The sequence below is a fragment of the Sphingobacterium spiritivorum genome, from assembly GCF_016725325.1.
In the GTDB taxonomy this organism is placed as follows: Bacteria; Bacteroidota; Bacteroidia; order Sphingobacteriales; family Sphingobacteriaceae; genus Sphingobacterium.
The window spans coordinates 4,687,807-4,704,632 of record NZ_CP068083.1; the positions used below are offsets into that span (position 1 = coordinate 4,687,807).

A 16,826-nucleotide genomic window follows, 5' to 3' on the forward strand; every position below is an offset into this window, starting at 1 on the left:
GCAAACTAGTACAGCATATCAGGTTAAATTATTTCAGAAAACAGAAGCAATACGTTCTAATCAAAAAGCAGGAAGTTTTCTTATATTCAATTCAAGCTATTCTTTGTAATTTTAGAAGTATAAAATATACCTGTAGTACAGACTGTTCTTACAGAATCAGCGTAATGTTTTTATACTTATTCAGATTTATTTTGACGTCCGGCAGGGAAATAATCATTAAAAAGAATCGTATGCTTATAAAATGGAAAAATGAGATTACAGAACGATTAGGAGTAAGTTATCCCATTATTCAGGCTCCGATGTTAGGCGTAACCAGTCCTGAAATGGTAGCCGCCGCTTCTTCAGCAGGGTGTCTGGGCTCGCTGGCACTCGGAGATCTTACTGCAGAACAATGTTTAGCAGCTATTCGTCAAACAAAAGTACTAACATCCAAACCCTTTGCTGTCAATTTCTTTGCACACACTATCCCACCTGTTACAGATCAGCTCGTTTCAAAATATAATACCGTTCGGTCTTTTGTACAAGATCTGGCAAGAAAACATAATTTGCAGGTTGAAATTCCGGACATGGATGAGTTGCAACTCCACGATTATCATGAACAGGTTGCTGTAATTCTGCAGGAAAAATGCCCCGTTGTAAGCTTTACCTTCGGAAATCTTGACGATTCTACGATATCCCTTTTCAAACATAACGAAACTATACTTATTGGTACATGTACCAGCCTGGATGAAGCTCTTGCATTAGAGAGCGCAGGTATAGATATAATCTGCATCCAAGCTATAGAAGCAGGAGGACACAGAGGAAGTTTTTTGGATGATCCCCTTCCCTTATTTGGTGGACTTTCTCTATTAAGTCAGGTAAGAAAACATGTTCGTGTGCCTGTCATCTACGCAGGTGGCATCTATAATGCCAACAGTCTGAGAGCGGCACATACATTGGGAGCTCATGGATTTCAGATCGGGAGTATGCTGCTCGCGAGTCAGGAAAGTATCTTAAAACCCTTTGAAAAAGAACGCTTACAACAGCTGAAAAGCAGGGATGTTGTCCTGACCAACAGTTTTACAGGAAGATATGCCCGTGGCATTCGTAATCTGTTTTCTAAAGAAGCAGAAGAATCCGAAAATATACTGCCTTATCCTTATCAGAATAAATTGACCGCACCTTTGAGGTTAGCATCAAAAGCCAGCCAGAATCCTGACCTCGTTAGTATATGGGTCGGTCAGTCACCTTATTCGTTCAGCACAGCTTCTACAGCAGATATACTACGTAACCTGATTCGCGAAGTCGAATCCCAAGATGTGTAATTAATATTATCGATGAAAAATATATACTATATACTTATCTCCATTTGTCTGCTTGCATGCAATTCACGTCCGGCACAGGATAAGACACAAACAAATACTGACACCACAATTATATCAAAAGACACGTTGCCAGCTCCCGCTGCAAAAAGTAAAACTACACAGACCGCAGAACAGAAGTTTCTATGGCGGGAACCTCAGTATGATGAAGAATTAAAAGACACATTCAATATGATCAGGATCAATGAGGATCTTGCAAAAAGTCTTTCGGACCCTGAACGTGCTGCAATAGGTTATGTAGCGACTTTTATAGGAAATGAATGCCAGTGGGACGGCCCCTATAAAGACGACCGCAGTAATCTGAAATGCAAAATACTGACCGCCCTTCAATTGGGATATCAGTGTTCTGAACAGCATATTGATTTTCTCAAAAAGTGGTTCAACGAAGATAAAACTGTTCTGGAAGAATTAAAGGGATGTCCTACTATTCCGGACGGAGCAACTGTACAAAATACATTTGATGAAATATCCTTTAAAAAGGACGGGGATAAGTTAGTTGTAAGCTTTATAGTCAGTGGCTACAATATGCGTGAAGAAAAAAGCTGGAAATGGGTAGAAACGGATTACTTTGAGATCAATGGAAGTACAATCAGATGCGTCAGAAAGGACAAAGGAAAAGTGACACCCGGATAGAAACGGGCATCACCGGAAATGATAATACGATCTCTTATCTGAAAGCCACAAATGAAGCAAAACAAAGATTTTTATGCAATACATCTACAGTCTTAAATCCAACCTGACGTAACAGATCCAGCTGATAAATCAACGTTTGAGGAGTATCTTCTTTTTCAATATACGCAAACACATGATCACGATATGCTTCATCTTTAAGTCCTTTCAAATATGCTCCGTAACGCTCTTTATAAATCAATTGCTGCACACCTTCTCCCTCCTGAATAAGCAGATCAAAGATCCAGATACTGCCTCCGGGACGCAGCCATTGATAAAATTTTGAGAATGCAGACTTCCAGTCTGCATCTGTTCTTAAGTGATGCAATACAGCTGTTGCTATAATAACATCAAAACGCGCTGCCGGAAATTCCAGAGTCTGAAAATCAGCCTTGATAGCATCCACCTGTCCCGATGTAAGCGGCTGTATACGTTCTACTGCTTTATTGAGCATAGGTTGACTGAGATCAACCACAGTTATATTAGGATTATTGACTTTTGACAACAGCTTGACCGGATAATTACCGGCTCCACAACCAACATCCAGCACATCTCCGATCTGTTTATAACTGGCAGCGATACCATCTGTAATTAATTCCATGTTGTACAGCGCATCCAAAGTCGTCTGTTGTCCGGTATCCAGATTTGAAAACCGGACAACGTCCTGATCAAAACGCTCTTCTATCTCTTTCAATGTTGATTTATGTTCCATATGATCTCTCCTTTATATTTCAAAAATAAAGACATTAATAATACCTTAAAAATACTAATTTTATCAACTATCAATACCTTTTATGTATCATGGAATTAAGACATCTTCATTATTTTGCTATTTTGGCTGAAGAACTTCATTTTGGAAGAGCTGCAGAAAGATTATGTATATCTCAGCCTCCGCTGAGCAGGCAGATTAAAGATCTGGAAGAAGAACTTGCAGTTACCTTGTTTGAGCGCAATAACAAACGCGTAAATCTGACAGCTGCCGGAACATACTTTCTAAAAGAAACCCATGATATTTTACGTCTGCTGGAAAAAGCCAAACTCAAGGCCAGACAGATACAGGATTCTGTATCAGGAACATTCAGATTAGGATACATCAGCTCTACTCCTAAAGCATTACTGGCTCGGGTACTCAACATCGTAAAGGAACATTATCCACATCTTCATATATGTCTGTACGAAACATCCACACAGAAACAAGTTGCAGCCCTGGAAAATGGCAAACTGGATTTGGGAATCGTACGCACTCCCATACTGTCCGATCAGCTTAGTACCTACACCTTATTAAAAGAATCTTTCTGTCTGGCAACTAATGAGGATTTTAATACAGACGCCGGCAAGTTAAGCGACTTAGCCTATGTATCCTACAGTAAAGAGTATGCACCAGAGTATTACCAGCAATTTATAACCTACTGCCATTATTTGGGTTTTGACCCACATGTTCTGCATGAATGCAATACGATGCAATCCATTTTAGAACTCGTTGCCAGCGGATTAGGTGCAGCGATAGTTCCACAATCCGTACAGCATCATACCCAACATCTGCAGATCCGCTTTAGTCCTCTTCCAATTGCACCGATATACACAGAAACTGTATTGGCCTTTGACCGGGAAAGCCGGCATCCGGCATTATCTGTTTTCACAGATATCATAACAGCAGAATACAAGATGTTCTACAAAGGAGAGATAAAATCAAATATATAAACAAATAACACGATCTGTTTTTACTTGATCTGTTAAATCATTTATGTTAAATTTAGCATATGCAACTACACACGATTGATACCGGTTTTTTTAAACTTGACGGCGGTGCAATGTTTGGCGTTGTTCCAAAATCACTTTGGCAACGTACAAACCCGGCAGATGAAAAAAACTTATGTACCTGGGCTACACGATTATTACTCATAGAAGAAGGCTCCAGGTTAATATTGATAGATACAGGATTAGGGGACAAACAGGATGCAAAATTCTTTGCCCACTACGATCTGCACGGAGAGGATACGCTGGACAAATCATTAGCCAGACTGGGGTATAACCGACAGGATATCACGGATGTATTTCTCACCCATCTCCATTTCGATCATTGCGGAGGTGCCATAGTAAGAGATGGAGATAAGCTAATACCTTCTTTTGCAAATGCAACATACTGGAGCAATGAAAAACACTGGAACTGGGCCACTGTTGATCCGAATCCACGGGAAAAAGCATCTTTTCTGGCGGAGAACATACTTCCAATACAGGCGAGCGGACAGCTGAAATTTATTGGAGAAGGACAAGCGCTTACAGAAAACATCGACATCCGCCTGGCTAACGGACATACAGAAGCCATGATGCTGCCCCAGATTCGATACAAAGGAAAAACAATCCTATATATGGCAGATCTTCTGCCTTCTGTAGGGCATATTCCTATTCCTTATGTCATGAGTTATGATGTACGTCCGCTCACGACTATGGAAGAGCGTAAAAGTTACTGGGAAGAAATTGCAGACCAGGAATATATTCTCTTTCTCGAACACGACCCTGTTAATGAATGCTGTACACTGCAGCATACAGAGAAGGGTATACGACTAAAAGATACCTTCCGTCTTTCGGATATTTAATAAAAAAATGCAGCGCATGTTTTTTTAAAACATGCGCTGCATTGGAATGTTAAGGATTGTGCTTAGAACCGGAATCCAAGCACCCAGTAATTTTCAAAGAACCAGATTCCCTGTTGTGCCTTATCGACTCCTCTCCTACCTGTAGTACGGATATTTGTCAATTCTGTATATCCTGTCTTAAAACTACCCTGCAGGTATAGCCCTTTGTAGAAACGGTACTGCAATCCAACTTTTGCAGCTCCACCGTATCCGGCAATATTCCAGAAATGATTAGCACCTTCACCAAAAAGATGCACATCTGAACGCGGAATAAGCAAACCAGCTTCTACCCCTGATTCCATTGTCAGCACCTGTTTCCCTTGTCTGTTGACGATTATATCGTCATATCGTTCCAATCCCAAAGCAGCAAAGTTATAACCATCGGTATGCTCAAAGGTCAGCATACTGGAGTCTACAGTGATCATCTCCCCATTGTAACTACCGGCTTTATCCCCTGTCGGAATACCCGGTGTAGAAATTTCCGGATTAATGAAACCTGAAATTTTAACTCTTTGCGGAATGTCTACCACATACTTCATATGATCCCATCCGAGAGAAAGAGAATAATTATCCTTAATAAAATAACCAAAATGAAAATTAAACTGAGGAATAGTCAGGCGTCCCGGATCCAGATAAGTCATTGACAGTTTCGTCGGCCGGTCTCCGGCCTTTACATCGTGTAGTGTAAAGTTATATCCGGGTCCTTTAAACGTAATATCAGATTTGGCATAGGAAGAAAAATTATACCCCCAGTGGAAGAATATCTTTCCTTTATTACTTTCTGTTCTTGAATATTTTGTTTTAAAAATGCTTTTTCCTATTTCTGAATTTCTATCTGCCATTTCCTGGGCAGATACCGTTGACAAGCATAATACAGCGGCAGTTAATGACAATAATATTTTTCTCATTGATATAATAAAAAACCTGGCACAAAAGTACCAGGCTGTATGATTATAAGCAAATAAACTAATTTATCTTGCTTGATTTTGACGAATGATGTTCAATGCACCACCTGCTTTGAACCAACCGATCTGCTGTTCATTGTAAGTATGGTTTGCCAGAATCTCTTCCTGCGTACCATCCTCATGGTGAAGCACCAGAGTCAAAGGAGTATTTGGGGCGAATGTAGTCAGACCAATGATATCGATAGTATCGTTTTCACGGATTTTATCGTAATCTTCTTTATTTGCAAAAGTCAGTCCCAACATACCTTGTTTTTTCAGGTTAGTCTCATGAATACGGGCAAAAGATTTCACCAGTACTGCACGTACACCCAGATGACGAGGTTCCATTGCAGCATGCTCACGTGATGAACCTTCACCATAGTTTTCATCACCTACAACAATAGAGCCGATACCTGCAGCTTTGTAATCACGTTGAGTCGCCGGAACCGGACCATATGCACCTGTCAATTGGTTTTTAACCGAGTCTGTTTTTTCGTTAAAGAAGTTTACAGCTCCGATCAGCATATTATTAGAAATATTGTCCAGATGACCGCGGTATTTCAACCATGGACCAGCCATAGAAATATGATCAGTAGTACATTTACCTTTAGCTTTGATCAATAGTTTCAATCCTTTAAGATCTGTACCTTCCCAGGCAGCAAATGGTTCTAATAACTGAAGACGGTCAGATTCCGGACTTACAGCTACTACTACTGCCGAACCATCAGCAGCCGGAGCCTGATATCCCGGATCATCTACAGCAAATCCTTTAGTTGGCAACTCGTCACCTACAGGAGGATCCAGTTTTACCTGCTCCCCTTTACTGTTAGTCAGCGTATCTGTCAGCGGATTGAAGCCCAGATCACCGGAAATTGCGATAGCAGCAACCATTTCAGGAGAAGTTACAAATGCAAACGTATTCGGGTTACCATCAGCACGTTTAGCAAAGTTACGGTTGAAAGAGTGTACAATTGTATTTTTCTCTTGCTTATCCGCACCTACACGGTCCCACATACCGATACAAGGACCGCAGGCATTGGTAAATATGGTCGCATTTAATTCTTCAAACGTCTGCAACAACCCATCACGGTCTGCTGTAAAGCGCACCTGCTCTGATCCCGGGTTAATTCCGAACTCAGCTTTAGTGACCAAACCTTTATCTACGGCTTGTTTAGCAATAGAAGCAGCTCTTGATAGATCTTCGTAAGAAGAGTTTGTACATGATCCGATCAGTCCCCACTCTACTTTCAAAGGCCATCCGTTTTTCTGAGCCTCTTCACGCATACGTGAAATCGGTGTATACAAATCCGGAGTGAACGGACCGTTAAGACTTGGCTCCAGTTCAGAAAGATTGATTTCGATTACCTGATCAAAATAGGTTTCAGGATCTGCATATACTTCAGCATCAGCTGTAAGATGTTCTTTAATTGTATTCGCTGCATCAGCTACCTCAGCACGGTCAGTGGCACGTAAATAACGCTCCATAGATTCATCATAACCGAAAGTAGAAGTAGTAGCACCGATCTCAGCACCCATATTACAGATTGTACCTTTACCGGTACAAGACATAGAAGTAGCACCTTCACCAAAGTATTCAACGATAGCACCAGTACCACCTTTTACAGTCAGGATACCTGCTACTTTCAGGATAACATCTTTTGGAGATGTCCATCCGCTTAGTTTACCTGTTAATTTTACACCGATAAGTTTCGGGAATTTAAGCTCCCATGGTAATCCCGCCATTACATCACATGCATCCGCACCACCAACACCGATAGCGATCATACCAAGACCTCCGGCATTTACCGTATGCGAATCCGTGCCGATCATCATACCACCCGGAAAAGCATAGTTTTCCAGTACTACCTGGTGAATGATACCTGCACCTGGTTTCCAGAAACCAATACCATATTTGTTTGATACAGAACTTAAGAAATTGAAAACTTCCGAACTTTCCTGTTTTGCACGGGTCAAATCCTTTTCTGCACCTTCTTTAGCCTGGATCAGGTGATCACAGTGTACTGTAGAAGGAACTGCTACTTTAGGACGTCCCGCCTGCATAAACTGCAACAAGGCCATTTGAGCTGTTGCATCCTGCATCGCAACACGATCCGGAGCAAAATCAACGTAAGAAGTTCCGCGTTCATATGCCTGAGAAGCATTACCATCCCATAAGTGAGCATACAAAATTTTCTCAGATAACGTCAAAGGTTTATTCACCACTTTGCGAGCCGCAGTAATACGCTCGTCATATTGGCTGTACACCTTTTTAATCATTTCTATATCAAAAGCCATTTGTTTATTATTTTAATTTACTTCAACAGAAATGCTTACCGAAATAAGCTTTATTTAAAATTTGTACAAAAATACAAAAATTCATAGCCAAATATGACTTTTAAGCCCCCTCAGCTTAATTTGGAAAAATTCTAAACAAATTATAAAGCAAAAGACTTAAAAATATAAAATACTCATTACCAATGAATTAAAACAAATACAGATTTAATAATCCCGACATCAATTTTATCACCTCAAAGTAATTAATCATTAACTATATAAAACAACTCATAAAAAAAGAGCCTTTCTTCGGAAAGGCTCTTTCATTAATCTTTTCTGTTGCAGACTTATATCTGTTGCAATTGCGGATCAACAGCTTTAAGATCAGCAATGGTTTGCGTAGGATTCTCAGCAGCAAATACAGAACTTCCGGCTACCAACACGTCCGCTCCTGCACGAAGTAAAGCTCCGATATTCTGATGCCCTACTCCCCCGTCTATCTCAATCAGCAGGTTGTCATTGACTCCGGCTGCCAGCATACGCAGTTCTTTTATTTTATTATAGGTCTGTTCGATAAATTTCTGTCCGCCGAATCCCGGATTGACAGACATCAGACATACCAGATCAATATCGTGAATAACGTCTTTCAATAAAGAAACAGGAGTATGGGGATTCAACGCTACCCCTGCCTTACATCCCAGCTCCTTAATGGCAGCAAGCGTTCTGTGCAGATGCGTACATGCCTCATAATGAACCGTAATGACAGCTGCACCTGAATCCTTACATACTTTGAGGTAACGATCAGGATCTACTATCATCAGGTGTACATCCAGTGGTTTGGTTGCGTGTTTTGCAATAGCCTGCATAACCGGAAACCCAAATGAAATATTAGGAACGAATACACCATCCATGATATCAATGTGAAACCAATCTGCTTCACTGTTGTTTACCATTTGAATATCATCATACAGTTTGGCGAAATCTGCTGCAAGCACCGAAGGTGCAATAAGGTGTTTTTGAAGAGACATTAATTCTATAATTTTATTATATCCCGCAAAGATACGGAAGTCTGCAGGATATCCGAATCTTTAATCAAAAAACTGAATATTAGCAGACAAACCCAAACCGGAATCTCCGAAAGACTCAAATATTAATTACATTTGTTTCTGAATAAAGCAAATTGACATCCTGTGGCGAGATTAAAAATTAAATATCAACGAGAACAATCCGAAAAAAATGCAATACTGATCAAGTATGGAATGGTCTTACTGACTATTGTACTGATCTGCATATTCTTACCTAAGCAGCCCCGATTCCGTTACGAATTTGAAAAAGGTAAAGTATGGAATCACGACAATCTGATTTCTCCTTATAATTTTGCAGTCTTAAAGACACAGGAAGAACTTAATCTCGACCGCAAAAACATCCTTCACACTATACAGCCGATTTACAACCTGAATACAAGTACGGCCAAGGAGCAAATCGATCAGTTCAATACGGACCTGGCTGAAAAATGGCAAACCAGTCAGATGGACTCACTCAAAGATAACATGGCCGATTACAGAGCTGTAGGTTCGGATCTTCTTTCCCGTATATATTCCAAAGGAGTCATATCCCTTAATAACCGCTATCAAAACAGAGATGGTGACAGCGGAAATACTTCGGACGCTTCCAAACAGTACAACTTTACACTTGTCAGTGACAATATTGCACAACAGAAAAATACAATTGACAGTTACACCATCGAGACCGCTTATAATTATATTGAATTGTCCCTTTCCAGAATGGGCAAAATCACACATAAAAAGTGGTTGCTGGAACTCCTGAAAAATTACATCACGATCAATTATATCTTTAATGAGAATCTGACCAATAAAATGGAACAGACAGCTCTCGCAAATATCTCAACAACAAGAGGTGTCGTACAAAAAGGAGAATTGATAGCAGAAAAAGATAAAATCATCAATAACGAAACGTATCAGCGTCTCGAGTCCCTGCGTAAAGTTTATGAAGATGAAGCCAAAATCAGCGGCAATCAGAACTACGTAGTACTTGGCCAGTTTATGATTATTTCCCTCTGTATTACTTTGCTGATGGTATTTCTTTATTTCTTCCGCAAAGACATATACTATAATAACAGGCTCCTGACCATTATATTTATTGTTATCATTTCTATGCTGGGCGTGCTGTCCTGGTGTGTCAATCTTAAAATTCCTAGTTTATATTATATCCCTTACTGTGGTGTACCCATCATAATCCGCATCTTGTTTGACACCCGTGTCGCCCTGAATATACATCTGCTGATGGTCCTTATTGCAGCCTTGTTTGTCCCTAACAGTTACGAATTTGTGTTTCTTCAGTTTGTGACCGGAATGGTATCGATTTACAGCATAAAAACCCTGGTCAAACGGGAACAGTTTCTGATTTCAAGTCTTATTATATTAGCAACATATCTGGTTGCTTATATTGGTCTCGGACTGACGCGTAACGGATCATTCAGTAATATATACTGGAGCGAAATTGCGCCTTTTATTGTGAGTGTGGGTCTTACCCTGCTCGCTTATCCGCTGATATACGCTTTTGAACGTCTGTTTGGTATTGTCTCTGACCTTACTCTTATGGAACTGACCAACAGTAATTCCAAGTTATTACGGGAATTATCGCTGAAAGCACCGGGCACTTTCCAGCATTCCTTACAGGTCGCCAATCTGGCTGAAGCCGCAATCTATAAGATTGGCGGAAATCCGCTTATGGTGAGAGCAGGTGCCTTGTACCATGATGTAGGCAAGATGATCAATCCACAGTACTTTATCGAAAACCAGATTTCAGGCCACAATCCGCATGACGAACTGACTCCTGAGCAGAGTGCTCAGGTCATTATATCACATGTTCTCAAAGGAATCGAAATAGCACGCAAAAATCTGCTTCCTGAAGTAGTGGTAGACTTTATCAAAACACATCACGGCACAACCCGCGTAGATTATTTTTATAACATGTTTATCAAGAACAATCCGGATAAGCTGGTAGATGAATCCCTGTTCCGTTATCCGGGTCCTATTCCCTTCTCAAAAGAGACAGCGGTATTGATGATGGCCGATTCGGTCGAAGCTGCCTCACGCAGTATGAAGGAACATACCGAACAATCTATTAATGATCTTGTCGATAAAATTATCGATCATAAAGTAGCTCAACGCCAGTTTATCGACAGTAATATTACAATGAAAGATATTACAGAAGCTGCACGCATATTTAAGTCCATGTTGAAGAGTATTTACCATGTGCGCATCGATTACGATCTGAGCAAAAAAAAATCTGATTAATTATATTTCAGAAACAAATTGAACCTCAGAAGTTTATTTAAAAGCTCTTTATTTTTTTTCAAAAAAAGCGTTTAGAGGCTTTGCAGAATGAAATATTAGCGTTATGTTTGCATCGTTGAAACACGGAGAGGTGCCTGAGTGGCCGAAAGGAACAGTTTGCTAAACTGTCGTACTGGAAACGGTACCGCGGGTTCGAATCCCGCCCTCTCCGCACAACATTAAAAAGAGTCCAATGCAAATTGGACTCTTTTTTTGTATACTCAATCTTTTTTTATCTTGTAGAATTATTATCTGGATTTCAGTAATCGAGGAATAAGAATCCGCCGACGTGAAAACAGCATTTGATATCATCGAAAAGGTGATAAAAAAAGAACAGGCAGATATATCAAGAGCCTTACTTTCAAAAATGAGCAAATAAAACACATGATATGGATAAATATAGTTTTCAATACAGCATTAGCTTTCAGCGGTATTTACAGGTTGCCCTCACAGCAGTAGCCTTTCTCTGGATGACTAGCGCAGCCTTTGCCCAACAAAAGGATATGATTATCCGCATTTCAGAAATCGAGATACATCCGGAACATTTGGAAGAATACAAGGCTATCCTTAAATACGAAGCAGAAGCATCCGTAAGGCTGGAGACGGGCGTTGTTGCTATATTTCCGATGTACCAAAAGGATAATCCGACCCAGGTGCGGATATTGGAAATGTACGAAGACCAAAAAGCCTATCAGGCGCATTTGAAGACCGAACACTTCCAGAAGTACAAGACAACCACGCTGCACATGGTCAAGTCGTTGAAGCTAATGGATATGGAAGCTATCGACCTTGAAGCAGCATCCGGTATTTTCAAGAAGTTAAAGGAAAGGCATTAGATTAAAGCTGATACTTTTCTGAATGAATTTCCAATTATTCAGGGTTATCAAAAAACGTCAAAAGCGCTATCAAATGTTCGACTGACATCCTTTTCAACCTTCACAATATTAAAAAGAGTCCAATGCAAATTGGACTCTTTTTTTGTATACTCAATCCTCCTGCTTCAAAACTATCCTATCCTGTAAGGCTTTTTACGGCAGATTAAACAAATGTTTCGTTAACCAGCTCCATATTCACCATTGCTCCGGTCAAATTTCCTGAACTAACGGCAATGGCTACGGAACGCATCATAGAAGTACTATCACCGCAGGCAAATACACCTTCAATATTTGTTTTCTGCAGATTATCAACCTCGATATAACCCTGTTCGGTTAGTACACATCCCAGCTGTTCTGCAATAGCACAATTCTGTACAAACGGAAGAGCAGCATATACAGCTTTGAAGTCCATTCTCGTTCCATCTTCAAAAACAATATTCCTAATCTGTCCGTTTAAATGTTCGACTTCGATAACCTTTTTTTCTATAACAGGGATATTATGCTTCTCTAGTTTTGCTTTTTGTTCGGTTTCGAACTCAGCCGGACCAGATGTTAAGATTGTAAGATCTTTAGTGAGATTATTTATCAAAGAAGCCATATGAAAAGCTCTGTCTCCATTGGCTAAAATTCCAGTTTTTTCATTACGATATTCGTATCCATGGCAATAAGGACAATGGATTACAGAAATACCCCATGATTCTGAAAAACCATTTATATCGGGCATTATATCCTTTATTCCGGCGGCCAAAATAAGTCTTCGGCTACTGAATTTCTCTCCTGTACTTGTTGTTATTATAAATCCGGCATCTGTTTTCTCTCCATTGACAGCTTCGCCTTGATAAAATGCTACAGTTGGATATTGTTCCACCTGTTCTCTGGCTATCCGGGATATCTCCTGAGGTGTTTTTCCATCCTGAGTCAGGAAGTTCTGCGAATGTGGAGTCTGACGGTTACAGGGCTTCCCGGTATCTATTATTAATACATTTCGTAAGGAACGTCCCAGGCTCATAGCAGATGATAATCCGGCATAGCTTCCTCCGATAATAATTACATCAAACAATTTATCTGTTTTCATTTTTTCCTGATTTTAAGTACGAAACGTTTGTGTCTCCATAAAAATAACTAATGTCTTTACGAATGTAACGAAGTAAATGAAGGAATAAAACAATTTATAATCGCGGATAAAAATTTAACATGGATTACTTCGCTTCAATATAAGCCAGATTGTAGTACTTATTTGGCTGGAGGTAAATGTTGTTATCCTGAAAATCTAAAAAAACATTAAACCGCTTTAAAACCTCGTTACCTAAGACATGAATATCCTTTTCCTTAAAAGGTTTATTGGCATTAGCTATTTGTGCGGGGATATTTTTTAAGGAGTGGCGACCGATTTTCAACATACTCAGATTAGCGGTTACAACCGGAATTTCGTTACCCTGTGCACCTTTCATCAGCACACGTTTTATTTCTTTCATTTTTTTGTACGGAAATTTTTGGGCAGTCAACAGATCACTGTTGAGCATCAGCGTTCGTTGATATCCGGTATCAAATAATATAGTATCAGTTACGGTTACCCCGCTTTGCCTGATTTGTGTTTCCATAAAAAACAACTCCTTATAGAAAACAATAGTATGCTTTGAATAGGATTTATCTTTACCTACATTTAATGGCAATTGCTTGTGTACGACCATTATGCCTTTGTCATAATTAAGTTCAACCGCATTGCCTTTAAACAAATCCCAGCCAAAACGCCCGTCAGTTCCGTGACCACTCAATTGCGCATCATAAACTTTGGTGCGATACAAATTCTGACCCAATAGTAATGGATAAGCAGTATTGTAAAGGTTAATTTTTGACTTAAGTTTTGTGGCTATCGTATTGTTCGTTAAAACAAGCTCAGTAGTGCCCGTATCAAAATTGAGGTTAAGTGTATCTTTTTCATTAAATATTCCTTTCACCGAAATGGTGTTTTGCTCATTAATGGCAAGCATCAATGTGTCGCTTACAGGTTTCTCCTGAGCAAATAATGGAGTGGCAAAGAATGCTATTAAAATCGTGAAGATACTATTGTTTTTCATGGAGGATGTTTAATATTGATTACAGGTAAATGTAGTAATTTCCATCAAAACTTTCCAGAGAACGAAGTATCTAAAATTCGATAAAATTATGTACTCAGGCTGCAACGACCTCTTCGCTATCCCTATTCTTTAAGTTTCTTTTCCGAATTACGAGGGCAGTGACCCATACAGATAACAAAATCAGCAGAATACATATTTTAATGGTATTCATTTCAGGGAAAAAGTTATTAAGCGAATGAATAGCTGACACAGCCAGTAAAGAAAATGTAATATCAGCAACTTTTCCTATACCCCAGGATCCCAACACCAAAATTCCAAAAAACAACAAATTTGAAGATGTCATATCAAAATTCAGATGCCATATAAACCATAATGTTGCAACAAGGAGAATATTCAAAAATTCAGGTAAGGGTTTTAGTTCGCGTTGTAAAAATCCGCGCCAGCCTATCTCTTCCAAGAGTCCGTATATTAAAATGGCCGAAATAGCCATAAAGGAAAGCGTTCCTTTCAAAAAATATTCAACGCCTAAAATCAAAACAACAGGAAGCCCCCAGTATAATAAAAAAGGAAGGATTGTGTTTTTATAGTTTCCTTTGAGTGTCAGTACAGGTTTAATCTTAAAGGCATAAAATACAACCAGAGCTCCAATGGCAGGCCCTGCCCCCTGTAGCAATACTTTTATAAAACTACTGGATACGCTCTCTAATAAATCCGTTTTATTGGTCAGATAACGAAGGGCAACAGCTACAATATAAAAAGTTAATACAGCTAAATAATTGACTTTATTTTTCATTTTTTATCGGTTTGAATACGGTTTCAAAAGTAGAGATATGATTCCGCTAAAAAATTGACGATAGATAAGAAATGAAGTATTCAGGAAGTTTTTTTTCTGATTCGGCTCAGACTTTCAGCAGTAATTCCCAGATAAGAGCAAATGATCTTCAATGATGTTCTTTGAAAGACTTCGGGACGTTCCCTTACCAATTTTAGATATCTTTCTGTTGGAGAAAGTGTCAGCAAATTTATCTGTTCAGATTGTTTACGGATAAACATAGAATCTGAAATGGCTTTACCAATAAAAACACCTGTCGAAGACCTTAAATAAAGTGCATGTAAATCCGTAAAGCTTATGGACCAGATTACAGACGCTTCCAGAGCCAGCGTCTTGATAACAGTTGATGACTGTGTCAGAAATGACAGATAATCACTAAAAATTTGCTTCTCATAATAAAGATTGATACACACCTCTTTTTCCTCAGACAGGACAAAGTGAGCGGCAGAACCGGTAACAAGAATATTAATGTACCTTTCCGTTTTATGGTAATCTTTTATTATTTCATTCTTTTCGAATGTACGGAGCTGTACACATTTTGCAAATTCTGTCCAGATATGAATATCAGCTTTGTAAAAAGGGTCAAATATTTCTTTAATTTTTTCGGCTGTAGGATGTTCCATAGATAAATGCATACATAAATTCTGACTGTTATATTCGTCAGAATATGCTGCAAATATAACAGCCATAAACGAATTTGCATCCCCATACGGTCCATACATTAAATAAGCTATCTAAATATGTACATAAGTGAGATAGCTATGTCTCATCTGAATTAAAAAGAAAAGCCCACTCTTAAAGCGGGCTTCCAAATTTCATTGAAGAAGACTTTTACTCTTTTTAATTCAGGACTTTTGTTAAGTCAACAAGTTCAAAGTTTTTATCAACCTCAAAAAATTGTCTAAATATAGCTGCGTGTCCCGAACCCACAAGAACAAAAATACTTTTTGTATCCGGCTTTAACTGGCTTTGAATATTAGAATACATTATTAAATTTCTTTTATACCAGTCAGTAACCAGATTTGAACCAAAATAATCGTTATTGATCATTACTTTATTAGCAAATGAAATATAAAAACCAAGATTATTATCCAATTTTGATTTTTCATTCAGACACAAAAAGATCTCACTCAAATTACTTTTTTCTAAACAATTATCAGATAACGAAGTTTTTATCGCATCAAACTCTTTTTTCAATTCAGGATTTGAATTCACCTCTTTTAACAAGATGTTAAACTTCATTTCAATTAAACTATCAATAGGATACAATTCCTCATGTTTCAACTTTTTCGCTAACCGATATCCCAATTGGAAAGTTTCACCTTCCGTGTAATACCTTTTCGTTCGCTCCCGTTTTATCGTATCTGTGAACTTGTGGTACTGATTTTTCAGGTAAGATTGGTAATTCGTATTCAGTTCTTTCTTTGCGCTGAAATAGCTCTCTACAAATATTTGATCAGGTTTATAAACAGATGCACTGATTTTGTCAACCAGGTTGTCTAAATCCTTTTGGCTTTCTTCAGATAAGATACTTCGCTCTTTATGTTTTATCATATCACTACCAGGATTATTGAAATGATAAGTTCCTAATAAAATGACTTTTACTTTTTCCTGAGCTGATACAAATGAAAGTTGAAAAAGGAATAAAAAAAGGATTAAGGAAATTTTGCGCATGTTTTGTTTTTTATGTTTCATTTAAAATTGGTCACGAAGATACAGAATAAACACATTTAATCAAGAAGACCCTATCTTTATCTTCAATATATTAACCAAAATATTAAAATTTTATAAAAAAAAG

15 protein-coding genes and 1 tRNA gene are annotated in these 16,826 nt (G+C 38.7%); 7 read left to right on the forward strand and 9 right to left on the reverse strand.

Going from position 1 to position 16,826, the window contains the following annotated elements; genetic code table 11:
• Positions 1-230: 230 nt before the first annotated feature.
• Together I6J02_RS19645 and I6J02_RS19650 are read left to right on the forward strand one after the other, a co-directional pair.
• Positions 231-1,304, forward strand: coding sequence for an NAD(P)H-dependent flavin oxidoreductase (locus I6J02_RS19645; protein ID WP_236582186.1), 1,074 nt, complete (start codon positions 231-233; stop codon positions 1,302-1,304).
• A gap of 12 nt (positions 1,305-1,316) precedes the next feature.
• Positions 1,317-1,994 (forward strand): hypothetical protein, encoded by a 678-nt coding sequence (locus tag I6J02_RS19650; RefSeq protein ID WP_201679461.1) that lies wholly within the window; start codon positions 1,317-1,319, stop codon positions 1,992-1,994.
• Between the two features lie 34 nt (positions 1,995-2,028).
• On the opposite strand, the gene I6J02_RS19655 is transcribed toward I6J02_RS19650, so the two are convergent.
• Positions 2,029-2,742 (reverse strand): class I SAM-dependent methyltransferase, encoded by a 714-nt coding sequence (locus I6J02_RS19655; RefSeq protein ID WP_201679462.1) that lies wholly within the window; start codon positions 2,740-2,742, stop codon positions 2,029-2,031.
• An 89-nt stretch (positions 2,743-2,831) separates the two neighbouring features.
• Here I6J02_RS19655 and I6J02_RS19660 point away from each other — a divergent pair, with 89 nt between their 5' ends.
• Together I6J02_RS19660 and I6J02_RS19665 are read left to right on the forward strand one after the other, a co-directional pair.
• Entirely contained in the window at positions 2,832-3,731 is a 900-nt protein-coding gene (locus tag I6J02_RS19660) for a LysR family transcriptional regulator (protein ID WP_201679463.1), read from the forward strand.
• A 59-nt stretch (positions 3,732-3,790) separates the two neighbouring features.
• Positions 3,791-4,627, forward strand: a complete 837-nt coding sequence (locus tag I6J02_RS19665) for an MBL fold metallo-hydrolase (RefSeq protein WP_201679464.1) — start codon at positions 3,791-3,793, stop codon at positions 4,625-4,627.
• A 62-nt stretch (positions 4,628-4,689) separates the two neighbouring features.
• Here I6J02_RS19665 and I6J02_RS19670 read toward each other — a convergent pair whose 3' ends face one another.
• The 3 genes from I6J02_RS19670 to rpe all read right to left on the reverse strand — a co-directional run bounded on the left by I6J02_RS19670 (position 4,690) and on the right by rpe (position 8,912).
• The gene (locus I6J02_RS19670) at positions 4,690-5,574 is read right to left on the reverse strand and encodes a hypothetical protein (protein WP_201679465.1); all 885 of its coding nucleotides are present in this window, start codon (positions 5,572-5,574) and stop codon (positions 4,690-4,692) included.
• A gap of 63 nt (positions 5,575-5,637) precedes the next feature.
• Positions 5,638-7,905, reverse strand: a complete 2,268-nt coding sequence (locus I6J02_RS19675; protein ID WP_201679466.1) for an aconitate hydratase — start codon at positions 7,903-7,905, stop codon at positions 5,638-5,640.
• 326 nt (positions 7,906-8,231) lie between these two features.
• A complete protein-coding gene (gene rpe, locus I6J02_RS19680) occupies positions 8,232-8,912 on the reverse strand; it encodes a ribulose-phosphate 3-epimerase (RefSeq protein ID WP_003006245.1) in 681 nt (226 codons plus the stop codon).
• 162 nt (positions 8,913-9,074) lie between these two features.
• Here rpe and I6J02_RS19685 point away from each other — a divergent pair, with 162 nt between their 5' ends.
• From I6J02_RS19685 to I6J02_RS19695, 3 genes are all read left to right on the forward strand, one after another.
• Complete coding sequence (locus I6J02_RS19685; RefSeq protein ID WP_201679467.1) at positions 9,075-11,204, forward strand: HD family phosphohydrolase; 2,130 nt, start codon at positions 9,075-9,077, stop codon at positions 11,202-11,204.
• A gap of 124 nt (positions 11,205-11,328) precedes the next feature.
• Positions 11,329-11,415: transfer RNA gene (locus I6J02_RS19690), tRNA-Ser, on the forward strand.
• 217 nt (positions 11,416-11,632) lie between these two features.
• Complete coding sequence (locus I6J02_RS19695; RefSeq protein WP_236582187.1) at positions 11,633-12,079, forward strand: putative quinol monooxygenase; 447 nt, start codon at positions 11,633-11,635, stop codon at positions 12,077-12,079.
• A 202-nt stretch (positions 12,080-12,281) separates the two neighbouring features.
• Here the strand turns inward: I6J02_RS19695 and I6J02_RS19700 are convergent, their stop codons facing one another.
• From I6J02_RS19700 to I6J02_RS19720, 5 genes are all read right to left on the reverse strand, one after another.
• Positions 12,282-13,193, reverse strand: a complete 912-nt coding sequence (locus I6J02_RS19700) for an NAD(P)/FAD-dependent oxidoreductase (protein ID WP_201679468.1) — start codon at positions 13,191-13,193, stop codon at positions 12,282-12,284.
• A gap of 124 nt (positions 13,194-13,317) precedes the next feature.
• Positions 13,318-14,196, reverse strand: a complete 879-nt coding sequence (locus I6J02_RS19705) for an aspartyl protease family protein (RefSeq protein WP_201679469.1) — start codon at positions 14,194-14,196, stop codon at positions 13,318-13,320.
• Positions 14,197-14,290: 94 nt separating this feature from the next.
• On the reverse strand, positions 14,291-14,989 hold the full coding sequence (locus I6J02_RS19710; RefSeq protein WP_201679470.1) for a CPBP family intramembrane glutamic endopeptidase: 699 nt from the start codon (positions 14,987-14,989) through the stop codon (positions 14,291-14,293).
• Between the two features lie 80 nt (positions 14,990-15,069).
• Positions 15,070-15,717: a Crp/Fnr family transcriptional regulator gene (locus tag I6J02_RS19715; protein WP_236582188.1), complete on the reverse strand. Its 648-nt coding sequence runs from the start codon at positions 15,715-15,717 to the stop codon at positions 15,070-15,072.
• Positions 15,718-15,868: 151 nt separating this feature from the next.
• The gene (locus tag I6J02_RS19720; RefSeq protein ID WP_201679471.1) at positions 15,869-16,723 is read right to left on the reverse strand and encodes a DUF5694 domain-containing protein; all 855 of its coding nucleotides are present in this window, start codon (positions 16,721-16,723) and stop codon (positions 15,869-15,871) included.
• Positions 16,724-16,826 lie beyond the last annotated feature (103 nt).